Raw genomic sequence first — 24205 nt, forward strand, 5'->3', positions numbered from 1 at the left:
CGGATCATGAGCGACGGCAGTCTGTTCGAACGCCTGGCCAGCACGGGTACCGTACTCAAGCGGAGCTCGTCCGCCGACACCCTGAGCGCCTCGGTGGCCGCGCACCTGGCCAGGATGCTCAGCACCCGTGCCGGCAGCGTCCCGATCCAGGCCGACTACGGACTGCCCGATCTCAATGATTTGCGGCTGTCGCTGCACGACTCGCTACAGCGAGCGCGCCTGGCCATCGAGGGCTTCATCGCCACCTACGAGCCGCGTTTGTCCGGGGTGAAGGTGCTGCCGCTGCCACGCGAGGGCACGACCCTGGCCTTCGCGCTGGAAGGTCAGCTCGAGATCGAGGGTCAGCGACACCCCATCAGATTCACCGCCAGCCTGGATGGCAGCGGTCAGGTCAAGGTCAGCCGAGGATAGGCGCATGTCCTTCAATCACTACTATCAGAGCGAACTGGCCGAGTTGCGCCAACTGGGCATGCGCTTCGCCGAACGCAATCCCGCCCTGGCGCCCTTTCTCGGTCAAAGTGGTCAGGATCCGGATGTCGAACGCCTGCTGGAAGGCTTTGCCTTCCTTACCGGTCGGCTGCGGCAGAAGCTCGATGACGAATTGCCGGAGTTGACCCATTCGCTGCTCAACCTGCTCTGGCCGCACTATCTGCGGCCCCTGCCGAGTTGCGCCATCCTCGAATTCGATCCCCTGCCTGCACCAGGTGCAGCGATCGAGGTTCCACGTGGAACGGAAATGGAGTCCCGGCCGCTGGACGAGGTGAGTTGTCGCTTTCGTACCTGCTTCGCCACTGACATCCAGCCGCTACGGGTGGATGAGCTGAGTCTCGCCCAGCAGGGAAGCGGGGCGCGCCTCACACTGCGCCTGAAGATCACCGGCAATGGCACCCTGGACACGCTGGACCTGCGTCAGCTGCCGCTGCACCTGGCTGGCGACCGCACGCTCAGCCAGGATCTTTACCTCGCGCTGCTGCACAACCTGGCCGGGCTAAGCCTGGTGCCGCTAGACGCCGGCTGCCAGCCGCTAACTGACGACCAAGGCCGCGAACACCTGGTATCTCTTACCTGCGACCAGATCCAACCGCTGGGTTTCGGCGAAGACGAGGCGCTGCTGCCCTATCCGTCCAACGCCTTTCGCGGCTATCGCCACCTGCAGGAATATTTTGCCTTTCCGGAGAAATTTCTCTTCGTCTCGATTCAGGGACTGACGAGACTGCAGGCATTGGGAGAGCGGGTGCGCCGGCAGACCCACGGGCTCGAGTTACGCTTCGACATCACCCGGATCGCCCGGCAGCCGCGCCTGCCTGATCGCGACAACCTACGCCTGCACTGCGTCCCGGTGGTCAATCTGTTCGGCCATGACGCCCTGCCGATCCGCCTCGACGGCAAGCGCGATGAATATCCGCTGTTTCCAGCCGGACACGGGCGCGAACATCTGGGTGTCTTTGCCGTGGAGCGGGTGACTGGCTGGCAACCAGGTGGCCTGGGCCATCGCGACTATCTGCCCTTCGAGTCCTTCGCCCACGACCTGAACTTCGGCGGCCAGAGCCGCCGGCCGCACTATGCCGTACGCCGGCGCAGCGCCTTGCTGCACGGCGGCATCGACACCTATCTGGCCTTTGGCGATCCGGGTACCGCTCAGGACACCCTCTCCATCGAGCTGACCTGCACCAACCAGAACCTGCCCCAGCGCCTGCGCGCTGGCGATCTGTGCCTGCCCACCGAAAACACTCCAGGCGGCCTGGCCTTTCGCAATCTGGCCGCACCGACCGCCAGCCATGCGCCGGTGTTGTCCGGCGACCGGCTGTGGCAGCTGGTATCCAATCTGTCGCTCAACTATCTGTCGCTCACCGATGTGGCGGCACTGCGCACGGTACTGGCCAGCTACGACCTGCCCCGCCAGCACGACCGCCAGGCTGAGCGCGTCAGCCGCCAGCGCCTGGCCGCCTTGCAGGGCATCAGCCACCGCCCGGTGGATCGCCTCTATCGCGGCCTGCCAATCCGCGGTATCGCCACTCAGCTGGACATGGATGCCAGCGGCTTTCGCAGCGAAGGTGAGCTCTATCTGTTCGCCAGCGTACTCAACGAGTTCTTCGCGCTCTACGCCAGCCTGAATTCCTTCCATCAACTCAGCGTTCGCAGCCTGCAGGGAGAGGTGTATCTATGGACACCGCGTATGGGTCAGCAGCCGTTGATCTGAATCGCTCGGCGCTGTGCCGCGAAATTCGCGAGTACTCGTTGTTCCAGGGGATTGGACAGGTGCTCCTGCAATTGCATCGCCTGGCCCCGGTCCTTTCCGAAGAGCAGCTCTATGAGCGGCTGGAGTTCCATGCCAACCCCAGCCTGGCTTTTCCCGGTAGCGATATCGAGCGCCTGGAATTCGTCGAGGGCACCGACGGCCTGCGGGCATGCCTGCAACTCAACCTGGGCGCCTTGATGGGCAGTGGCTCACCGCTGCCGGCCTTCTACAGCGAACAGGCGCTCAGCGATGGCGAGCAGGGCCGCACCACGCGTGACTTCCTCGACCTGTTCAACCACCGACTGCATCGGCTGCTGCTGCCGATATGGCGCAAGTACCGCTATCACGTCCGCTTCCGTGAAGGCGCGCGTGACGAGTTGTCCGCCCGGCTGTTCAGCCTGATCGGCCTGGGCGACAGCAGTCTGCGCCAGGCGCCGGAGCTGAACTGGAAGCGTCTGCTGCCCTATCTCGGTCTGCTCAGCCTCAAGGTGCATTCGGCGCCACTGATCGAGGCGGTGCTGCGGTACTACTTCGAACAGCCTGCCCTGCGCCTCGAGCAATGCCTGGAACGCCGCGTCGCCATTCCCGCAGACCAGCGGTCACGGCTGGGCCAGAGTACGGCCCGGCTTGGACAGGCGGCGGTGCTGGGGGTGCAGGTGCGGGATCGTGGCGGCAAGTTCCGGCTGCACCTCTTGGAGCTGGACTGGGATGCCTTCCACGCTTTTCTGCCCGCCGGTGCCCAGCACGCCGCCCTGCGTGCCCTGCTGCGATTCACCCTGCGCGACCAGCTGGACTACGACCTGCGCCTGCACCTGCGCCAGGAGGAGTTGCGGGAATGGCGCCTCGGCGCCGCCAGCCCCTGCCGCCTGGGCTGGACCACCTGGCTAGGCCTAGACCATGCCAACGGTCAGGTCACCCTGGCCTGCCACCGTTAATCAAGGACGATCGACATGCTCACCCTGGACCTGCAACACCTCATCAACAGCCTGTCCGCCACGACGCGCCAGGACCTGGAACAGGCTGCCCAGCGCTGCGTCCGCCGCGGCGGTCGGCAGATACTCATCGAGGACCTGCTCGCCATGCTGCTGGACACGCCTGATGGCTTGCTCGGCCGCGCCTTGAGCGCCGCCAAGGTCGACTACCAGGCCTTCGCCGCCACCCTGCAGCCGCGCCTAGACGCAGGTGAAGGTGAAGGTGAAGGTGAAGGTGGCGATCCGGTGTTCGGCGCGGAATTGCTGTTGTGGTTGCAGGACGCCGTGCTGCTGGCACGTCTGGAGCTAGAGCAGCCGGAAACCGATAGCGCTGCCCTGCTGCTGGCACTGCTGCGCCATCCCGAACGGCACCTGGGTACCCGCTACGGCAGCCTGCTGGAGCGGGTGGATGCCGCCCGGTTACTGGACGACATCCAGGCCCGACGGCCGGCAGTCACGGTAGCTTCCAACGACTCGCCATTGAATCGCTTCACCCATGACCTCGGCGCCCAGGCTCGCGCCGGGCAGTTAGACCCCGTACTGGGCCGCGACCCCGAAATTCGTCAGCTGGTGGACATCCTATCGCGGCGGCGCAAGAACAATCCCCTGGTGGTAGGCGAAGCTGGCGTCGGCAAAACCGCCCTGGTCGAAGGCCTGGCATTGCGCATCGCCGCCGGGGAAGTGCCAGACAGCCTGCGCCGGGTGGAGGTACGTACCCTCGACCTCGGCCTGTTGCAGGCCGGGGCGAGCGTCAATGGCGAGTTCGAGCGCCGTCTGCAGGGCGTGATCGACGCGGTGCGCCAAGCGCCCCAGCCCATCATCCTGTTCATCGACGAAGCCCACACCCTGATCGGCGCCGGAGCACCGGCGGGCGGCTCCGATGCCGCCAACCTGCTCAAACCGGCGTTGGCCCGCGGAGAGCTGCGCACCATCGCCGCCACCACCTGGGGAGAGTACAAGAAATACTTCGCGAAGGACCCAGCCCTGGCGCGACGCTTCCAGCCGGTGAAGCTGGACGAATTCGACGTCTCCACAGCCATCACCGTGCTGCGCGGCCTGGCCCCGACCTATGCCGAAAGCCACGGCGTCTATCTGCGCGACGATGCCGTGGTCGCCGCCGCCGAACTGGCCGCACGCTATCTCAGCGGGCGCCAACTGCCCGATAAGGCGGTAGACGTACTCGACACCTGTTGCGCCCGGGTGCGCATCAGCCTGGCCAGCCCGCCCGCCGCGCTGGAAGGCTTGCGCGAACGCCTGGCCACCACCGAGAGCGTTCTGACCGCCGCCCAGCGCGATGCCGACCACGGTCTACCGGTCGAGACGGCGGCCCTGAATGAGCTGGCCTCCAGTCTGGTCGCTGATCGCCAGGCGGCGACCGCCCTGCAGGACGCCTGGCAACAGCAGCGCGCCCTTGCCGAACGCATCCTGGAGCTGCGCACCACGGCCAGCCGTGAAGAACTGGCTGCCACCCAGACCGAACTCATGCGGCTGCAAGACCAAGGCGAGCGCCTGGTCAGCGCGGAAGTCTGCCCTCAGCTGGTGGCGGAGGTGATTAGCGCCTGGACCGGACTTCCGGTCGACCAACTCGCCCGTCGCCACGACCAGCGCCTCGCCCGCTTCGCCAGCGATCTGCGTGAACGGCTGCGTGGTCAGGAGCAGGCGGTGGTCACCCTGGATCGCGCCCTGCGCGCCGCCGCGGTCGGCCTCAATGCACCCGAGGCGCCGATCGGGGTCTTCCTGCTGGTCGGACCCAGCGGGGTCGGCAAGACCGAGACCGCCCGGGCGCTGGCGGAATTGCTCTATGGCGGCGAACGCTTTCTCACTACCTTCAACCTATCGGAATTCGCCGAGAAGCACAGCGTGTCGCGCCTGATCGGCGCGCCACCCGGCTATGTCGGCCATGGCGAAGGAGGTCTGCTCACCGAAGCCGTCCGCCGCCAGCCTTATGCGGTGGTCTTACTGGATGAAGTGGAAAAGGCCGATCCCGAGGTGCTCAACCTCTTCTACCAGATCTTCGATCGTGGCCAGGCCACCGACAGCGAGGGCCGGCCGATCGACTTCCGCAACGTGCTCTTCCTGCTGACCTCCAACCTGGCCAGCAGCGAGATCCAGCGGCTGTGCCGGGGGGCGAGACCAGCTGTCTCCAGCCTTGTCGAAGCCATTCGCCCCATCCTGACCCGACACTTCAAACCCGCGCTGCTGGCCCGCCTGCGGGTCGTGCCCTACTACCCGCTGGACAGCGACCAGCTACGCGAACTGGTGGTGCAGAAACTGGAATGTGTCAGTCAGCGCCTGCTGGCGCGGCATGTCGCCTTCAGCTATGCCCCGGCGTTGCTGGACGATCTGGCTGCACGTTGCCGGGACGACGACAGTGGTGCCCGGCGTATCGATCTGCTGCTGGAGCAGCGGGTACTGCCGCTGCTCACCGATCACCTGCTTGAGGCCCTGGCCATGGGCAGGACCCTGCGTCGACTACACCTCGACATCAATGCCGAAGGCGAACTGAGTTGCGAGGTGGCGGCATGACTCTGCCTACCACTCCCGACGTCCTCCTGCCGCTGTTGCTCGAATTGGGGCAGTGTGAAGATCCCGCCGCGCTCGCGCTGGCTTTGGTCGGCGGCCTGGGCCGAATGGCTCGTCTAGATCTGGTGCAGTATTACCGTCTGGATGCCACCCACACCCAGCTGGTGCGACTCGCCCAGGCGCTGGATGGTTGCGCCGTACCGAATGGCGAAACGCTATCCCTGGAAGGGGAAAGCCTGCTGCAGTACTGCCTGACGCAGAATCGCCGTCTGCATCTGCGCGAGCTGGATCCGCTGCTGCATGACACTGCCTTCCTGCCCGGCGAAGGCTGGCGCAGTCTCGGCTGCATCCCCCTGACCAGCCCCGGTGGCCAGGTCGAGGGGCTCCTGGTGCAGGCCAGTCGCGTCAGGCGCGATCTGGAAGGCCAGGCTGAGCCACTGATGGCGCTCGGTCGCTTCACCCTGGCGCAGAGCCAGTTGCTGGAACGCGCCCAGGCAGCCCCTCTGACGACGATGCCCGCGATGCGAACCGCGGCCACAGTCGATGGCTTCGGCATGATCGGCGATGGCGGGGCCATACGGCAGGTCCATCGGTTGATCGGCAAGGTGCTGCACAGCCCTATCACCGTGCTGCTGACCGGTGAAACCGGCACCGGCAAGGAGCTGGTGGCGCGCGCCATCCATGAACGGGGCTCGCGGCGGACCCAACCCTTCGTGGTGCAGAACTGCGCGGCCCTGCCCGAGCATCTGCTGGAAAGCGAGCTCTTCGGCTATCGCAAGGGTGCCTTTACCGGTGCCGAACGCGATCGCGCCGGTCTGTTCGATGCAGCCGATGGCGGAACCCTGTTCCTCGACGAGATTGGCGACATGCCGCTGACCTTGCAGGCCAAGCTGTTGCGCGTCCTGCAGGAGGGCGAGGTCCGCCCGTTGGGTAGTGCTGAAACCCACAGGGTCGATGTACGCATCGTCGCGGCGACCCATCGCCAGCTGTTGCGACTGGTCGAGCAAGGTACCTTTCGTGAGGATCTCTACTATCGCCTCACGCACTTTCCCATCCAGCTGCCGCCCCTGCGTGAGCGCGGCGAGGATCTGCCACTACTGGCCCGACACTTCGCGGATCAGGCTTGCGCCTGCCTGCAACGCTCGCGCTGCCGCTGGTCCAGCGCAGCCCTGGACCTGCTGGCTGGCTATGCCTTTCCCGGCAATGTCCGCGAACTCAAGGGCCTGGTGGAGCGCGCGGTTCTCTTGTGCGATGGCAACGAACTGTTGCCCGAGCACCTTGCCATCCGCCCGACCACCCTGGTCACCAGTAGCTCTGGCCTGACGCTGCGCGAGCGCCTGGATCAGCTCGAACGCGGCCTGCTGGTGGACTGCCTGCGCAAGAACCGCGGTAACCAGACCCAGGCTGCGCAGGAATTGGGACTGCCCCGCCGCACCCTGCTCTATCGCCTGCAACGACTGCGCATCCGCAGCGCCGATCTGCAACTTTCCTAGAGGATCGCCTCATGCCCACGCCACTTCGCTCCCTGCTGCTACTGACGTTGCTCGCCCTGGCGGCCTGCACCTCGACCCCCAGGGATCCGCAGGACTATCGCCCCCTGGGCGAACCCCAGACACCTCACCGCCTCACCTAGGACAGGACAAGACCATGGAATTGGTATTCGATCTGGTCGGTAGCCGAGCGCACGTACCCGGATTGCTCACCCAGAAGACCTTTCGCCACGTCGGCGGCCTCATCGGCCGCAGCGAAGACTGCGACTGGTATCTGCCGGATGCGCAGCGGGTGCTCTCCCAGCAGCACGCCCGTATCAGCTATAGCGAGGGCGATTATTTCCTTACCGACCTGAGCAGCAATGGTGTCCAGCTCGTCGATGGCCAGCGCCTGCTCAAAGGTGAGCCCTGGCGTATCCAGCATGGTCAGACCTTCGCCCTGGGCAGCTTTGTCCTGGCCGCCCGGCTGATTCGTGATCCGGCCGGGTTCGCCGATGATTTCCGGGTCCCAGCCCGCAGCCATGGACTGATTCCGGACGACGCCTTTCTCGAGCTGGATCCATTACAGGCGCTGGAGCGTCGCGATCCCCATGGCCTCGACGAACTCGATGGCCTGGATGTCTTCGCCAGCGACAGCACCCGCAGCGATTACGCCCGGGTCGACCTGGACAGTTTGGCTATTCCTGCCCTGGTAGAGGCCACCGCCCCGGCACCGGTGGAGGGCCCGACAGCCGCTCCGCAGCGGCAGATACAGGTTTTCTGGGAGGACTTCGGCGAGGTCTTGGGCCTGGAGCTCACCGACCTTGACCACAAGGCCCGCGAAGCCCTGGCACTAGAGGTTGCACGCCTGCTACGCCTCGCCATCCAGGGCCTGCACGGCTGCCTGCGAACCCGCAACGAGACGCGCAATGAACTGCGGCTGCCGCTCACCACGGTGCAGAGCAGCGGTAACAACCCGTTGGCCTTCGCGGCTGACGGCGACGCGGCGCTGGGCCAGTTGTTGCGTCCCAGTGTCTCCGGCCAGCTCACCGCGGACCAGGCCCTGCTCCGCGCCTGCCGCGAACTCCAGGCCCACCAGGTAGGCCTGGTTGCCGCCAGCCGTCAGGCGGTGCTGGCCACCCTCGAACAGCTGGCACCCACCCAGTGCGAGGCCCGCTTCGAACGCGAGGGTGGCCGTCCGCGCTGGGGCCACGACGCCAAGCTCTGGCGCGCCTGGCAGCACCAATATCGCGAGTTGCGCCAGGATGATGACTGGCGCGACCGATTGTTCGCCAAGCACTTCGCTCAGGCCTACACCGATCAGGTCCGCCTCATCGCCACCCTCAACCCTGGCCAGCAAGGACGCTGACATGACCATTCTCCTGCGCCTTGGCGCCCTCGGCCTGACCCTGCTGCTAGGCGCCTGCACCAGCCAGAAAACCCCTGATCTGACCCGCCTCGACCTGACCTTGAACGGTGGCGAAGACCTCAACCCCGATCTCAACGGCCGGCCCTCGCCGCTGGTGGTGCGCCTGATCGAACTGAAGAATCCGGTCGGCTTCGAAAACGCCGAATTCTTCTCCCTCTACGAGAACGCCAAGCAGACCCTGGCGCCCGAATGGGTCGCCGAGGAAGAGGTCGAGCTGCGACCTGGCGAGTCACGCGAACTCAAGCTCCGGGTGCAGGACGCCAGCCGCTACGTCGGCATCTATGGTGCCTATCGCAACCTGGGTGGCAGCCAGTGGCGGCAGGTCATTCAGCTCAGACCCGCGGCGCTGGCGCAGATCCGGCTGGATTTCGCGGCGGATGGCATCCAGGCCGCTCCAGCGATCAAGGAGTAGGCCATGCAGCAACTCAAGGTGATCTGGCAGGAAGGCATGCTGCTCCGGCCGCAGCATTTCCAGCAGAACGACCGCTATCACGCCCAGCAATTGCAGACCCGCACCTGTCGCCTGGGCGAGCCGGCCTGGGGCTTTTTCGAACTGACCCTCGATCGCCAGTTTCTCGCCATGGGCAAGGTGGTGGTCAGCCAGGCCAGTGGCATCCTGCCCGATGGCACCCTTTTCGAGCTGGGCACCGACGGCGAGCCCCTGGCCCTCGAGGTACCGGCCGATACGCGCGACAGCGCGGTCTGGCTGGCGCTACCGCTCACCAGCGGCCAGCGCCTGGAGAGCCGTCCGCTGGAACAGGACGACGTCATCGCCCGTTACCTGAGCGTCGACAGCGAGATCGCCGACTCCCATGCCGGCTTCGGGGAACCGGGCGCGGTCACCTGCGGACGTCCCGACTTTCGACTGCTGCTCGACGAGCATCCGCGGCTGGACGCCTATGTCCGCCTGCAAGTCTGCCAACTGCTGGAAGTGGCGCCGGACGGCAGCCTGGAGCTGGATACCGCCTTTACTCCCAGTGTCATCCAGGTACGGGCGGCCGAATCGCTGCTGGCAGGTCTCAAGGAGGTCGCCTCCCTGCTCGCCCATCGGGGCGAGGTGCTCTCCCAGCGCCTGCGGCAGGCCGGCGGCCTGGGCACCGCGGAGATCGGCGACTTCCTGCTGCTGCAACTGGTCAATCGTCACGAAGCGGTTCTGCGGCACTGCCTGGACTACGAGCAATTGCATCCCCGCAGCCTCTTTCGCGAACTGCTCGCCCTGCACGGCGAATTAGCCACCTTCGCGGCAGCCGACAAGCGCCCTGGTCTGAATCTGAACTATCGCCACGCCGACCAGGCCGGCAGCTTCGCACCGCTGTTCCAGGCACTGCGTCAGGCACTGTCCATGGTGCTCGAACAGCATGCTCTGCACCTGCCCCTGCAACAGCGTCAGTATGGCATCCAGGTCGCGCCCCTGCAGGATCATGGCCTCCTGGCCACCGCCAGCTTCGTGCTCATCGTCGGAGCCGAATGCAGCACCGAGGAATTGCGTCAGCGCCTGCCGGCGCACCTCAAGGTGGGACCGGTGGAGCGCATCCGCCAGCTGGTGAACCTGCACCTGCCAGGTCTCGCCCTCAAACCCCTGCCGGTCGCGCCGCGGCAACTGCCCTTCCATGCCGACAAGGCCTATTTCGCCCTCGAACTCACCGCCACCGACATCGCCCAGCTCGAGCAATCCGGCGGCTTCGCCTTTCATCTCTCCGGGGCCTTTCCAGGCCTCGACGTCGCCTTCTGGGCGATCAGGAGCTAAGCATGCAGACCGCAGAAGACGTTGGCCGGGACGACAGGACCGTGGTGCTCAGTCGCCATGCCATGGACCCGGACACCCCTCGCAGCCCGCTCACCGACTTTGCCGAGCCGCCGCGTTACGCCCAGTTGGAAGAACGCATGATCCAGGCGGCACGCCTGCGGCCGGGCGAGACGCTGAACCTGAGCATCAACCCCATGATAGGCGCCGCCGCGCCACTCCTGGCCGAGGTGGTGCGCCTGCGCCAGAGCTACGCCGCGGAAGATCTGCATGTGCTCAAGGAGCGCCTGGCAGCCAGCCTGCGGCTGTTCGAACAGCGCGCCCTGGCCGATGGGATCGACAGCGGTGAGGTCATGGCCGCGCGCTATGCCCTCTGCACCACGGTCGACGAGGCGGTGGTCACCACTCCATGGGGTAACGCCGGTGACTGGTCGCAATTCAGCCTGCTGAGCAGCTTTCACAACGAGACCTTTGGCGGCGAGAAGTTCTTTCTGCTTCTCGAACGCCTCAGCCGCAACCCGGCCAAGCACCTCGCCCTGCTGGAGCTGCTCTACCTCTGTCTGGCGCTCGGCTTCGAAGGCAAGTACCGGGTGCTGCCGCGCGGCATGCTCGAGCTGGAAGCCATCCGCGACAGCCTCTATCGGCAACTCCGCCAGCTGCGCGGTGATGTTCCGCGCGAGTTGTCGCCGCACTGGCAGGGGCTGGATGCCCGGCCACGGCGGCTGGTTCGCCTGGTGCCCTGGTGGCTGGTCGCGCTGTTCACCCTGATCTGCCTCGCCAGCCTCTATGGCGGTTTCAGTCTGGCGCTGGAACAGCAGCGCGACCGCCTGCTGCAAGGCTATCCCGGTGGTCCTGCGGGCACCGCGCCAGTGGTCGCCCCACCCCACGCCTGATACGGAAAGCGCACTCATGAAAGGATTCATCACTGCACTCGGGCGCATGCTGCGCCGTCCCTGGATCTGGACCCTGCTGGTGACCCTGGGGCTGGGCGGTCTCATCTGGACCCTCGGTCCCCTGCTGGCCTTTGCCGGCCACAACCCCTGGGCTTCGTTTACCCATCGCCTGGCCACCCTCTGCAGTCTGTTCCTGGCCTGGGGCCTGGTCATGGCGCTGCTGCAGGGCTGGCAGCAGCGCAAACAGCGGCAGCGTCTCGCCACCGAAGTGGGCCAGCACGATCAGCTGCGCGCCGAGCGCATTGACGACGAGGCCCACGAACTGCAGTCCCGCGCCCGTGATGCCTACCGCACCCTGCATGGCGCCGGTCTCTATCGGGGACGCAGTCAGCGCTGGCGGCGCGAGCTGCCGCACTATCTCCTGCTGGGGCCGGAGGGGGCCGGCAAGACTTCGCTGCTGGACTTCTCCGGTCTGGAATTTCCGCTCAACGCGGAGCGTTCGCGACTGACTCGCGATGTAAGCGGTACCCGCCATTGCGACTGGTACTTTGCCGAACAGGGTGTGCTCCTGGACACCGCCGGCCGCTACCTGACCCAGGGTGACGCTCCGGTGGACGGCAGCGCCTGGCAGACCCTGCTGCAATTGCTGCGTCGCCAACGACGGACCCGGCCGCTCAATGGCGTCCTTGTCGCCCTGCCGGTGGAGCGATTGGTCGGTGGCAATGAGGTGGCCCTGGAAACCCTAGCGCGGCAGGTGCGCGCCCGGCTGCACGAGGTCGCTCGCGAACTCAAGGTCGAGGTGCCCGTCTATCTGGTGCTGACCCAGGCTGATCGCCTACCCGGTTTCGACGCCTTCTTCGACGGCCTCTCTCGCGAGGAAGGCGAGCAGGTACTGGGTACTACCTTCCGTGAAGCCCAGAACGGTACCGATCCCGGCGTGCTACGCCAGGAGTTCGAGGAACTGCTCCGCCGTCTCAATAGCCAGGTCATCCCGCGTCTCCATCAGGAGCGCGACGGCCAACGCCGCGGCCAGATCCTCGATTTCCCCCATCAGCTGGGCCGTCTGGGCGATGGCCTCACCCTGTTCGTCGAACTGGCCTCTTCCGGGAATCGCTACCAGCGCGCGACCCAGTTGCGCGGCTTCTACCTGACCAGCACCCCGGCACTGAACCAGCAGCTCGACGCCCAGACCCAGGGCATCGGTGACCAGCTCGGCCTACCCAGCAGCCTGCTGCCCCAGTACCGCAACGGCCAGCCACGCTTCATCCGCCAGTTGTTCAGTCGCGTGATCTTTCCCGAGGCATCCCTGGCCGGTCTCGACCAGCGCGAACTGCGCCGGCTGAGCTGGGGGCAGCGGGGTCTCTATGCGGCGGCCCTGGCCTGCCTGGCCCTGGGTGCAGCGCTCTGGACCGGTAGCTTTGCGGGCAATCACGAGCGGCTGGAGCGTTTGCAAGAGCTGGTGCAGCACGGAGTACAGGCCCGCAGCCAGCTCAAGGTCAACGCCGATGCCCGTGCCGTGCTGCCGGTACTGGACAACGCCTATGCAGGCACCCAGGTCTTTCCAGCCGCAGAGGCCACGCCGCTACGCGAACGCACCGGACTCTATCAGGGAGAGGCCGTACGCCCGGTCACCGAGGCGGCCTATCACCAGACCCTCGACCGCTATCTGCTGCCGCGGCTTAAGGCGCAGCTGGAAGAGCGCATCCGCGGCAGCCTCGGCGACCGGGAGCGGTTGATCGGTCACCTGCGGGCTTACCTGATGCTGCAACTGCCCGAACGCCGCGACGCCCGCACCCTGCGCGATTGGGCTTCCGCCGACTGGTCCCAGCGCTATCCGGGTGACGCCCTTACCCAGAACAGCCTGGATACCCACCTGGCGCGCTTGCTGGAGCAAGGCTTTGGCGCCTATCCGGTGGATACCCAGCTGGTGACCCAGGCACGCCAGGTACTACGCAGCGAATCCCTCGCCGCCGTGGTCTATCGCATCCTGCGCGACCAGGCCAGTGGCTTGCCGATCTATCGGCTGAGTCAGCACCTGGGCACCCAGGCACCGGCCTTCGAAGGCGCGGACTACCCCATCCCTGGTTTCTATACCCGCCAGGGCTATGCGCAGACCTTCTCCACCCAAGGCCTGGCAGTGATCCAAGCGCTGGCCGCCGACAACTGGGTGCTGGGCGATGGCGATGGCATCACCGGCATGGACCTGCGCCATCTGCAGGTGGAACTCGAGCAGCTCTACTTCCGCGACTACGCCAATCAGTGGAGTGATGCGCTCGCCCGGATCACTCTGCAACCCGTGGGCGACGCCAACCAAGGCGCCACTCTCCTCGCCGGGCTGACCTCGGCCAACTCGCCGCTGCTGCAACTCTTGGCGGAAGTGCGCAGCAACACCCGCCTCGCGGCGCCAGCCAGCGCCGTGGTCAACCAGAGCGAAGCGCTGCCGGACACCGCGCGCAGGAGCCTGCAGAATCGCTTCGAGAATCTGCACCGGCTACTTGATGACCAAGGCGCGGCGGTGGCTGATCTCGTCCCGGCCATGGCCGCACTCAACGATCTCCAGCAGCAACTGGCAGGTCTGGCTCATGCCAGTGCACCGGAGCAGGCGGCCTTCGAGCTGGCCAGGACGCGTATGGCCGGCAATCGCGATGCGCTGAGCAACCTGCGTAACGCTTCCAGTCGCCTGCCCACCCCGGTCAACGGCTGGCTCGGCCTGCTGGTCGACGACAGCTGGAATCTGATCCTGGCCGGCGCCTACGACTACATCAATGGGCGTTACCAGAGTGAATTGCTGGCGAGCTATCGCAACGGCCTGGACAAGCGTTATCCGTTCAAGGCCGACAGCGAGAGCGATGTCTCCTTAATCGACTTCCGCGAATTCTTCAAGACCCAGGGTATCGCCGACAGCTTTTTCGAGACCTATCTAAAGCCCTTCGTGGTTCGCGGCGAGAGCGACGCCTATCGCGCGCGCAGCATCGATGGCCACAGCCTGCCGCTGTCTCGGGACTTCCTCGCCCAGATGAGCCGCACCCAGCAGATCCGGCGCGGCTTCTTTGCCGAGAATCCGGCCGAGCCCGGCATCGTCTTCAAGCTCGAGCCCTATTCGCTGGATCCAAGCCTGACCCGCGCCGACCTCAATATCGGCAAGGAGCGCCTGGAATATCGCCACGGGCCCATCGTCGCTGCCACCTTCCGCTGGCCACAAAGCGATGCGCTGAGGACCACGCTGGTACTGGAGGAGCTGGATGGTCGCCGCGTCGGCCTGGAGCAGGACGGTAGCGCCTGGTCGCTGTTCCGCCTGCTGGACCAAATGAAGCTGCAACAGCACAGCGCCCGTGACGTGCTGCTGGTGCAGGCCGATCTGGAGGGCCGGCATGCCGGCTATCTGCTGTCCAGTCAGCGTTCGCCCAACCCCTTCGACGTGGGCACCCTGCGTGGCTTCAAACTGCCGGAGCGACTCTGATGGTGACGGCCCTGAGCATCGCCCGCACCCATCCCGGCAAGGTACGCGCCCACAACGAGGATGCCTTGCTGGAGCGTCCCAACGATGGCTTATGGGCTGTCGCCGATGGCCTGGGTGGTCACCAGGAAGGCGCGCGTGCCAGCCGCCTGGTTGTCGAGCGCCTGGCCGAAACGCCCTTGAACGGTAGCCTCGAGCAGCGCCTGGAACAGGTACGCCGGGTGCTCCACGACGTCAATCGACGACTCACCCAGGAGCTTACGGTACTGGCCGATGGTCCCGAGCGCCTGATCGGTACCACGGTGGTGACGCTGTTGATCGGCGAAGGCGCAGCGGCCTGCATCTGGGCGGGCGACAGTCGCGCCTATCTCTGGCGTGGCGACCGGCTCTACCAGTTGACCCGCGACCATCGCCTGCTGGAACGCCTGACCGACATCGAGGGACTTAGTCCTCGTCAGGCAGGCCGCCATCCTGGGGCTCGCGCCCTGACCCAGGCGCTGGGCGCCCAGCAGGCCTTGGCCCTGGACATCGTCCGCTTCGAGTTGCAGGCCGGTGATCGCCTGCTGCTGAGCAGTGACGGCCTGCATGATTTTCTGGAAGAGCGCGCCCTGGGCGCGGCACTGTCCCTACCTTCACCGACCCTGGCCCTGGAGCGCCTGCTCGATGGCGTGCTGCAGGGGCCCGCGCGCGACAATCTCACGGCCATCGTCATCCATCCTCAGGAGGCCGCATGAATCTTGAGGATCCAGCCACCGCCAACGGCCTCACCCATTTCGCCTTTGCCACGCCTACCGCGACGCCCGTTACCCGCCGTTTGGCTCCGCTGCCCGAACTGCTGGGCGGCCGCTACCAACTGGAAAGTCTGCTGGGCGTTGGCGGCATGGGCGCCGTCTACCGCGCCCGCGACCTGTTGCGCGAGCAGTATGGCGACCCGGCACCCCAGGTCGCGATCAAGGTGCTCAACGACGATTTCGCCGAATACAGCGATGCCAATGCCCTGCTCTATGGGGAGTTCGCTTTGACCGTCCGGCTGCGTCATCCGCATATCGTCCGCCTGCACGGCTTCGAGATCGACCGCGCCAGCGAGCGCGCCTTCATCACCCTGGAGCTCTTGCGTGGCCCGACGCTCGACGCCCTGCTCTGCGATCGTCCCGAGGGGCTCGACTGGACCGAGCTGCAGGAAGTCGCTCTGCCGCTACTGGACGCCTTGCAATTCACCCACGGCAACGGCGTCCTGCACGGCGATATCAAGCCCAGCAACGTGATCCTCACCGACAGCGGTCTGCGTCTGTTCGACTTCGGCCTCGGCCAGCCCCGCGAACACCTGCTACCTGGTCTGCCGCTGTTGAGTCGCGGACGCTTCAATGCTTGGACGGTGCGCTATGCCGCTTTCGAGTTGCTCGAGGAAGGAAGGCTGACCCCGGCGGGTGATCTCTATGCCTGCGCCTGCGTGCTCTACGAGCTGGCTACCGGCAAGCACCCCTATCGCCGCCTCAGCGCCAAGCAGGCGCGCAGCCTGCAGATCGAACCCGAACGGCCGTTAGTCATGCCTACCGAGGCCTGGCAAGTGCTTCGCAAGGCCCTGGAAATCGATCCCGCCCGACGCCAACAGGATCTTGGTGAATGGCGCACCGCCTGGCAGACGTCTGCGCCGCCAAAGCGCTGGTGGCAGGGCCTGCTCAGGCGTTCCACGTGAAACCTCTCACTGTCAGGAAGACACCCCATGTTCAGCCCTGCCAATGCTCCGCGCTTTACCCTGACCCTTCCGGGCCTGGTCCATGATTTCCAGGTGCTGGCGTTCCACGGACAGGAGGCTCTAAATGAACCCTATCGCCTCCAGGTGGAGGTGATCAGCGAAAAGTCCGACTGGGTGCTGGAAGACCTGCTCAATCGTCCCGCCTGGCTCGGCCTGGGACCGGCGGACGTCGGTATGCACGGGCTGCTGGGCGCCATCGTTCAGGGCGACTCAGGGCGGCGCTTGACCCGCTATCGCCTCGAACTGGTTCCTCGCCTGGCCTATCTGGCCCACCGCACCAACTCGAGAATCTTCCAGAACCTCGCGGTGCCCCAGATCCTCGTCAAGCTGCTCGAAGAACATGGAATCCTGGAAGGCGCCTATCGCGTGGCGCTGGGTCCGACACCCTATCCCGTGCGCGACTACTGCGTGCAGTACGGCGAGAGTGACCTGCATTTCCTGAACCGGCTATGCGAAGAAGAAGGTATCCACTACCACTTCGAGCATCGGCCTGACGGCGCCCTGCTGGTGTTCGGAGATGACGCCACCAGCTTTCCCCGCCTTGCCCCCACGCCCTACCACCCGGGCAGCGGTCAGGTCGCCGATCACCCGATCATTCACGGATTCGAAGTCGGACTGCAGACTCGCAGTACCCGGTTGACTCTGCGTGACCAGGATCCCTTGCAGCCGCGGTTGCGCCTCGAGACCCGCAGCGACCTCGATCTGCAACCGGCATTGGAAAGCTACCGCTTTCCCGCCGGCTTCCGCGATCGCAGCCGCGGCAGGCAACTCGGTGTCCGCGGCCTGGAAGCCTTGCGCGTCGATAGCCAGGTCGCCCAGGGCCACGGCGATGAGCCACGCCTGGCCAGCGGTCATTTCTTACGCCTGACCGAGCATCCGCGCGCAGACTGGAACCAGCTGTGGCTGCTCACCCGCATCGATCACCAGGGCCGCCAACCCCAGGTATTGGAAGAAGGCCTAGGCACTCCTGCACTGCTGACGCTGCCAGGCGATGAGGGTTGGACCCAGGGCTATCGCAATCGCTTTCATGCCATCCCCTGGCAACTGCCCTTCCGCCCCCTGCCCCGGCACTCCAAACCACGCCTGCTCGGCCAGCAGAGCGCCGTGGTCACCGGCCCGGCTGGAGAAGAGATTCATTGCGATGCCCTGGGTCGGGTCAAGGTGCAATTTCATTGGGATCGCGAAGGACAGGCGGACGAACGCACCAGTTGCTGGTTGCGCGTAGCCAGTGGCTGGGCCGGCAATCGCCATGGCGCCCTGGCCCTGCCACGGATCGGCATGGAGGTCCTGGTGGGCTTTCTCGAAGGGGATCCCGACCAGCCCCTCGTCCTCGGCTGCCTGTACCACGCCGAGCACCAGCCCCCTGTGCAGCTGCCTGGCAGCAAGACCCAGAGCGCCTTCAAAAGCCTGAGCAGCCCGGGCGGTGATGGCTATAACGAACTGCGTATCGAGGATCGCCAGGGACAGGAGGAGATCCATATCCATGCCCAGCGCGATTGGGACGAACACATCCGCCACGACCATCGCAGCGAGATCGGTCACGAGCGTCATCAGCGTATCCATGGCAACAGCCACAGCGAGCTACATGCCGAAGAGCACCGTCTGGTCCATGGCGTGCGCAAGGTCGAGGTCAAGGCCAGCGATCACCTGCTCATCAGCGGTAGCCAGCACCTCAAGCTGGGCAGCGGCCAGTTCGTCGAGGCCGGCCAGGAGATCCATATCAAGGCTGGCGATCGTGTCGTCATCGAAGCCGGTAGCGAACTCACCCTGACCGCCGGCGGCAGCTTCATCAAGCTCGACCCCAGCGGCATCACCCTGGTCGGTCCCTTGGCCCGCCTCAATGCCGGCGGATCCCCAGGCCAAGGTTCGGGCATCGCTCTGCAGTTGCCAAGACCACCCGGGACTACCGAGCAAGGCACGGCTGGCGATCCAAATCAGCTGGCGCTTACCAACGAACCCCAGCATCAGGAGGCAAAACGTCAGCGGATGCTCAATTTTTCCGTCTGATCCAGCCACTCAAGGGACCCACCGCAGCGACGCGGCCTCTGCGAAGGACAGCAGCATGACCAGCAACCCCACAGCACCCCAACCCAAGGTGGAAAACTGGGCCTATCCCTTCAAGGCGAAGGGCGGCCAGGACGTCACCGATCCCTGGCTCTATCAACAGGCGCTCGCCCATGCCCAAGGTGGCACCTATCTCCTGGGCAGCAATGGCCTCTGGCATGGTGGCGTGCACTTCGACGAAGGCACCTCGGCCTTTCTGGACCAGTCCCGCATCCATTGCATCGCCGACGGCGAGGTGGTCGCCTATCGTATCGACGACAAGGTTCATCGCTTCGTCCCCGGCATGGACTCGACGTCGGAAGGCAAGACCTACTCCACCAGCTTCGTCCTGATCCGCCACCGTCTGGAAGCTCCGCAGTTGCCTAACGGCAACGAAACGCCACCTTCGCTGGTCTTCTTCAGCCTCTACATGCACCTGCTGGACTGGGCAAGTTACCAAGCCACGTCCACCCTGCCCCGGCCGCCCTTCTGGGACAATGATCGCTATCGCGTGCAAACCCAGGGCGGCAAGCTCAATGTACGCCAAGAGCCGCGCGGTAATGCGCCAGTCCAGGCCGAGCTCGACAACGGTAGCCGGATACGGATTGCCGGGGATGGCGACTGGTGCCAGATCATCGAGATCCTCGACAACGGCTTGACCCTTCGCCCAGGGCACACCCAGCCCGGCCTGGGCTACGTCGCCCGCCGCTACCTCAAGCCGGAAGCCGCACCCAAGGCACAGAACATCGTAGTGGTCCTGGACCAGCCCTTCCCCATCAAGGCTGGCGCTCTGCTAGGCCACCCAGGCCTCTACGAAGGTCGGCAGCAGATCCACCTCGAAACCTTCAGCTGCGACGACGTTCCCGCCTTCATCGAGCGCAGCCGGGCCTGGGCCGTCCGCCTACCAGAAAGCGACAAGACCCTGCTGAAGATCCATGCCGGCGCGAGCAAGCTGATCACTCACAGGCCCGATATCGACGGCAGCCATCCACCACGGATCAGCGATCCCGGCGTTCAGGTGGGGGTAGACCTGATTCTCAGCCAGGGTCAACTCGATGCTCTACCTGCAGCCGACAAGATCATGATCGCCGCGCGTAACGAAGGCGGCGTTCGTACACCGGAACAGCGCTGGTGGCATTTGAAGGGTTTGTTGGCGGATGGTGAAGGGAAGCCGATAGAGGGATGGCTTTGTGAGCGAGATTTTATTACTAGTCGGCATAGTCCTTGGGACTTCCCTGATTACGAACTAGTTAAAGAGACCACTACATACAGGGCAAAACTGGCCTACTCCCTTTGCGCCAATCGCCAACTTACTAAAGTAGAACTCTCACGCTTCGAAGTTGAAATACAACAAGCCCAGCAAAGCTCGCTTACTACAAAAATATCTAGAATACTTTCTCCTACAACAGCTTTGAGAAACTCAGACCTCACCAAAAACCTAACAAATCCTTGGATATTTCAAAAAATAGGGGCGCTGGTAATTCAGCATGAGATCGAGTGGGCATGGAGTGCGGAAAAATGGGATTCCTTAGATGTCCTGATGTTTGGCGGAGACAACAAAAACAATCACTGGAAACTACAAAAGGAAATTATAAAAAATCTGTCTTGGTGGAATGCTGCATCAGCAAAGATAAGAGGGCTGGATGCAGATAAATGTTGGTACTTCAACCCAGATAGCTTTTTTCACCATTTTATCGAAACAAAGAGAGAATTAATAACGCTAGACATGTTACAAATTATAAACCCAAGACGTGACAATGCCTACTATGAAAAAGTACTTCCATACCTAAACAAGTACGCTAAAGTATTCAAAGTCAACACACCAATTAGAATAGCTCATTTTCTAGCTCAGACTGGCCATGAGAGTGGCTTTATTGTTAAATCAGAAAATGCAGGCTATAGCGCTAGGAGAATGAGAGAGATGTTCGGCTGCAAGGGTGGCAGTAAGAACTATTCCAAAGCGAATGACGACTGTAGTTTTGGAAGACAAAGGGATAGGCTTTGGTCAGAGGAATCAAAGTTTGTAATGAATGCCGAAGCGCTTCTGAATTTCGTTTACTCTTCAAGGATGGGGAACGGCGATGAATCTAGTGGAGACGGCTATAAATATAGAGGACGAGGCATTATACAACTGACCGGTAAAGATACCTACAGACGTTACACAGAAATCCATAACCGGGCTAATCCTGACGATTTTAGAGATTTTGTGGAGCAGCCCGACTTAATCACCGACTCGCTTCAATACGGTATCGAGTCTGCTTTTGTATATTGGGATATGGCTAATGCAAATAAGCTCGCCGATGCAGACAACACGGTTGCATTAAGCAAGGCTATCAATGGCGGCCTGAACGGATTCAAGGATCGAGCAAAATGCTTAGAAAAAATAAAAAGCCATTTGTATATTCAAAGATGAAAATATTCAGCATCACGGCACTACTATTTTTTCATAGCATATCGTATGCGAATGGAACACCCAATCAAGGCCTATGTAGCGCAGATGAAATAAACCTGTTTAATTGCAATTTAAAGGGCAAAAATGCTTCACTATGTTTCAACGAGACAAAGAACCGAATGCAATACCGTATTGGAACAGAAGCTAAAAGGGACTTCACCTACCCGCAAATTCCAAAAAGCAACGAGTACAGATTTAAGCTAAGTACCACCCCTTACCCAGGAGGCGGAGAAAATAGAATTACATTCACCAATGGCATATATAGCTATTTCATATACGATATTACAAAAACCCAGCAAGACACCGCTTCATTAGACCCCGTACAAACAGCCGGCATTGCTGTTTATGCAAACAGAAAAAGAATTGCTCATATAAAATGTGAAAACTCTGAAACTAGCATTTCCTCTCTTGCTTTTGAAATTCTACAAAGAGAAGAGTTTTCTTATGCTATAGACACAGATTAACTTAGCAAAAACTTCACTCTGTCTTCCAACAACCCCGGAAACCTCGTATACCACGTCTGATTCAACGGCGACGGATGCGGCAGCGGATAGAGCGTTAGCGTCTTGCGGATGCCCTCCTCCGTTTCCAGGGTGACCTCGATGTTGCTTTCGAAACGCTCTTCACTCTTCCAGAAGGCTTCCAGGCGGGCGCGTTCTTCCTTGGATTGGCCGATGCCGAACCAGAGGAAGGCTTCGCGGCCAAGGGTGATGAGCTGAGTGCCGCGCCAGTGCTCGATCAGCAGGCGGCGCATCAGGGGGTGAAAGGTCTTTTTCACCCGTTCCGACCAGGCTTTGTTGCCGAGCGGCTTGTAGGGCACGGTGTTGGCCCAGAAGAATTGCTGGCTCAGGCTGCGGGTGGCTTCGAAGTCGTCCGGGGGCTGGCCGTGCAGGTGCTTGTAGAGAACCTTGCGGGCGATCTGGCCACCGCTACCGATGAAGGGTTCGCCGTACTTCACCTCGTCCCGCCCCGGATCGCGACCGAAGAAGCCCAGGGGCGCATCGGGATCGCCCAGACCGATGATGGGGTCCAGCGGGTCCTTGGCGAACTGTTCGTAGACCGGAAGATCGACACCTGGAAGATCGGCAGCGAGCTGGCGAAAGGCTTCGCGCTCAGCGGAAGACAGCGGCATGCAACAGGTCTCCATCGAGGAATTAATCCCTCTTGTAGAGCGCTGTCCTGTGGGTGACGTTCCGTAACGACTGGCGGAGCGGCAGCCCTGGGACGATAGGGTAAACTGCCCGGCTCGAACGACCCCTCAAGGTGAATCCCGTTGATCAATCTGCTACGCAACGGCCTCGGCCAGGTGATCGTCGGCCTGGATCTGGTAACCCGGCCGCGCAAGCTCCAGCGCCCTGAGCAGGCCCAGGCGGCCATCGAGGCGGAACTGGCGAATCTGTCGCTCTATCAGTTCCAGGCCTGCCCCTTCTGCGTGAAGACGCGCCGGGCGCTGCATCGGCTGAACCTGCCGATCCGCCTCAAGGACATCAAGAAGGACCCGCAGCTGCGCGCCGAGCTGGAACAGGGTGGTGGTCGGGTGAAGGTGCCTTGCCTGCGGATCGACGAAGGCAGCCAGAGCGTATGGATGTACGAGTCGGACGACATCATCGCCTATCTGGAGCAGCGCTATGGCGAGCGGCAGCTGGCCTGAGGTCTAGCGGTGAGGAATAGTGGACAAGGCGGCGCCGTTGTCCACGCTACGGGTCTAGCGCAGCGTCCGTAGGTCGGGTTGGGCGCAGCGAAGCCCAATGCTGCCAGGTCTTGAGCCACGCGGTTGGGCTTCGACGATAGGGCTGTCTCGGCCCAACGCCCTCCTCCTCAGAACTCGATCTGCACATCCCCCTGCGGGATGCTGCAGCAGGACAGGATGTAGCCTTCGGCTTCGTCTTCCTCGGTAATGCCGCCGTTGTGGTCCATGACCACCTCGCCGCTCTTCTTGAGCACCTTGCAGGTGCCGCAGATGCCCATGCCGCAGGCCTTGGGGATGTGCAGGCCGAGCTTGGCCGCGGCGCCGTGGATAGTCTCGCCCGGGCCGATGCTGACGCTCTTGTCGCTCTCGGTGAAGGAGATCAGGCACTGGGCTTCCAGGGGAATCGGCGGCAGGTCGGCGGCGGCTTCGGCCTGTTCGGCGGCCTCGACCTTGGCTTCCGGCGGCGTCGCGCCAAAGGATTCCTCGTGGTAGCGGGTCATGTCGAAGTCCAGCTCGCGGAGCATGGCCTTGACGGCATTCATGTAGGGCGTGGGACCGCAGCAGAAGATCTCGCGTTCACGGAAGTCCGGTGCCATCAGCTCCAGCATGCGGCGGTCGAAGTAGCCGCGGAAACCGGCCCAGGACTCACCGTGCTCGGTGCGCTCGCACACCAGGTTCAGGGCGAAGTTGTCAATCCGCGCGGCCATGTGCTCCAGCTCACCCTGGTAGATGATGTCGCGCGGGGTGCGGGCGCTGTGCACGAAGACCATGTCGACGCTGGCGTTGGTGTCGTAGAACCAGCGCGCCATGGACATCACCGGGGTGATGCCGACGCCACCGGAGAGGTAGAGCACCTTGTCGGCGGGATAGTCGATGGCGTTGAACAGCCCGACCGGACCGTGCACCGCCAGGTTGTCGCCGACCTTGAGATTGTCGTGCAGCCAGTTGGACACCTGACCACCCGGTACGCGCTTGACGGTGATGGAGAAGCTGTAGGGCACCGAGGGCGAGCTGGAGATGGTGTAGGAGCGCATCACCTGGCGGCCGTCGATCTCCAGTTCCAGGGTCACGAACTGGCCCGGCTTGAAGAAATACATCAGCGGGATTTCGGCGGTGAAGCAGAAGGTGCGTACGTCCCAGGTTTCCTGGATGACCTTGACGCAGCGCACGGGGTGGCGGCCATTGGTCCAGGTCTGGGTGGTTACGGGATTGAGGAAGGTATTCATGACGCACCTCGACTGCCACTGGGGCTATTGGCGGCGATTCTGGGAGGGCCCCACGACCGCCACTTTCCCAATCGCGACATCCACATGTCGATGGCGACCGGCCCAGCAGTGGCAAGGGCTGGGGCGTCGTGAACAGCGTCGGCCATGTCGCCCATGAGCAAGGCCCCCTCCCGGCTCCGGCCCCACACTCCGCCCCAAGCCGAACCTGAACAGCGCGCGACGGGCGAAACCTAGGGTCATTCGGCGGCCCTGCCCCGTCGGCCAATAGCCTTGCAGTACCGTGACCAACCACTTTCGCCACCCGCCGCGGTGG

The 24205-nt window shown here is 63.5% G+C and carries 19 protein-coding genes; 17 read left to right on the forward strand and 2 right to left on the reverse strand.

What is annotated here, in order from left to right:
- The first annotated feature begins 6 nt into the window (after positions 1-6).
- From tssE to QE393_RS19465, 16 genes are all read left to right on the forward strand, one after another.
- Positions 7-411, forward strand: a complete 405-nt coding sequence (tssE, locus tag QE393_RS19390; protein ID WP_405046265.1) for a type VI secretion system baseplate subunit TssE — start codon at positions 7-9, stop codon at positions 409-411.
- Positions 412-415: 4 nt separating this feature from the next.
- Complete coding sequence (gene tssF / locus QE393_RS19395) at positions 416-2200, forward strand: type VI secretion system baseplate subunit TssF (protein ID WP_310045107.1); 1785 nt, start codon at positions 416-418, stop codon at positions 2198-2200.
- Positions 2164-3174 (forward strand): type VI secretion system baseplate subunit TssG, encoded by a 1011-nt coding sequence (gene tssG, locus QE393_RS19400; protein ID WP_310045109.1) that lies wholly within the window; start codon positions 2164-2166, stop codon positions 3172-3174. Before tssF ends, tssG begins: the two co-directional genes overlap by 37 nt.
- Before the next feature lie 15 nt (positions 3175-3189).
- On the forward strand, positions 3190-5736 hold the full coding sequence (tssH, locus tag QE393_RS19405) for a type VI secretion system ATPase TssH (protein ID WP_310045110.1): 2547 nt from the start codon (positions 3190-3192) through the stop codon (positions 5734-5736).
- Positions 5733-7226 carry a sigma 54-interacting transcriptional regulator gene (locus QE393_RS19410; protein ID WP_310045111.1) on the forward strand — a complete coding sequence of 498 codons (1494 nt, stop codon included), beginning with the start codon at positions 5733-5735 and terminating at the stop codon, positions 7224-7226. The genes tssH and QE393_RS19410 overlap by 4 nt, the downstream gene beginning before the upstream one ends.
- Before the next feature lie 11 nt (positions 7227-7237).
- Positions 7238-7366 (forward strand): type VI secretion protein, encoded by a 129-nt coding sequence (locus tag QE393_RS19415; RefSeq protein WP_310045112.1) that lies wholly within the window; start codon positions 7238-7240, stop codon positions 7364-7366.
- Between the two features lie 14 nt (positions 7367-7380).
- Positions 7381-8571 carry a type VI secretion system-associated FHA domain protein TagH gene (gene tagH / locus QE393_RS19420; protein ID WP_310045113.1) on the forward strand — a complete coding sequence of 397 codons (1191 nt, stop codon included), beginning with the start codon at positions 7381-7383 and terminating at the stop codon, positions 8569-8571.
- A gap of 1 nt (position 8572) precedes the next feature.
- Positions 8573-9043 carry a type VI secretion system lipoprotein TssJ gene (gene tssJ, locus QE393_RS19425; RefSeq protein WP_310045114.1) on the forward strand — a complete coding sequence of 157 codons (471 nt, stop codon included), beginning with the start codon at positions 8573-8575 and terminating at the stop codon, positions 9041-9043.
- Positions 9044-9046: 3 nt separating this feature from the next.
- Positions 9047-10378, forward strand: coding sequence for a type VI secretion system baseplate subunit TssK (tssK, locus tag QE393_RS19430; protein WP_310045115.1), 1332 nt, complete (start codon positions 9047-9049; stop codon positions 10376-10378).
- A gap of 2 nt (positions 10379-10380) precedes the next feature.
- Positions 10381-11268, forward strand: a complete 888-nt coding sequence (gene icmH, locus QE393_RS19435; RefSeq protein ID WP_405046266.1) for a type IVB secretion system protein IcmH/DotU — start codon at positions 10381-10383, stop codon at positions 11266-11268.
- A 16-nt stretch (positions 11269-11284) separates the two neighbouring features.
- Positions 11285-14728, forward strand: coding sequence for a type VI secretion system membrane subunit TssM (tssM, locus tag QE393_RS19440; RefSeq protein WP_310045116.1), 3444 nt, complete (start codon positions 11285-11287; stop codon positions 14726-14728).
- A complete protein-coding gene (locus QE393_RS19445; protein WP_310045118.1) occupies positions 14728-15459 on the forward strand; it encodes a serine/threonine-protein phosphatase in 732 nt (243 codons plus the stop codon). Before tssM ends, QE393_RS19445 begins: the two co-directional genes overlap by 1 nt.
- Entirely contained in the window at positions 15456-16421 is a 966-nt protein-coding gene (locus QE393_RS19450) for a serine/threonine-protein kinase (protein ID WP_310045120.1), read from the forward strand. The genes QE393_RS19445 and QE393_RS19450 overlap by 4 nt, the downstream gene beginning before the upstream one ends.
- Before the next feature lie 27 nt (positions 16422-16448).
- Positions 16449-18488: a type VI secretion system tip protein TssI/VgrG gene (tssI, locus tag QE393_RS19455; protein WP_310045122.1), complete on the forward strand. Its 2040-nt coding sequence runs from the start codon at positions 16449-16451 to the stop codon at positions 18486-18488.
- 55 nt (positions 18489-18543) lie between these two features.
- Positions 18544-20937, forward strand: coding sequence for a hypothetical protein (locus QE393_RS19460; RefSeq protein ID WP_310045124.1), 2394 nt, complete (start codon positions 18544-18546; stop codon positions 20935-20937).
- A 158-nt stretch (positions 20938-21095) separates the two neighbouring features.
- Positions 21096-21440, forward strand: a complete 345-nt coding sequence (locus QE393_RS19465; protein WP_310045125.1) for a hypothetical protein — start codon at positions 21096-21098, stop codon at positions 21438-21440.
- Here the strand turns inward: QE393_RS19465 and QE393_RS19470 are convergent.
- Positions 21437-22108: a uracil-DNA glycosylase family protein gene (locus tag QE393_RS19470; RefSeq protein ID WP_310045126.1), complete on the reverse strand. Its 672-nt coding sequence runs from the start codon at positions 22106-22108 to the stop codon at positions 21437-21439. The two genes, QE393_RS19465 and QE393_RS19470, sit on opposite strands and share 4 nt — an antisense overlap.
- Positions 22109-22249: 141 nt before the next feature.
- Between QE393_RS19470 and QE393_RS19475 the strand changes: the two genes are divergently transcribed.
- Complete coding sequence (locus QE393_RS19475; RefSeq protein WP_310045127.1) at positions 22250-22627, forward strand: glutathione S-transferase N-terminal domain-containing protein; 378 nt, start codon at positions 22250-22252, stop codon at positions 22625-22627.
- Between the two features lie 167 nt (positions 22628-22794).
- Here the strand turns inward: QE393_RS19475 and QE393_RS19480 are convergent, their stop codons facing one another.
- A complete protein-coding gene (locus QE393_RS19480) occupies positions 22795-23892 on the reverse strand; it encodes a hybrid-cluster NAD(P)-dependent oxidoreductase (RefSeq protein WP_187980786.1) in 1098 nt (365 codons plus the stop codon).
- Positions 23893-24205: the final 313 nt, after the last annotated feature.

The organism is Pseudomonas sp. SORGH_AS_0211, assembly GCF_031453455.1.
In the GTDB taxonomy this organism is placed as follows: domain Bacteria; phylum Pseudomonadota; class Gammaproteobacteria; order Pseudomonadales; family Pseudomonadaceae; genus Chryseomonas; species Chryseomonas aestiva.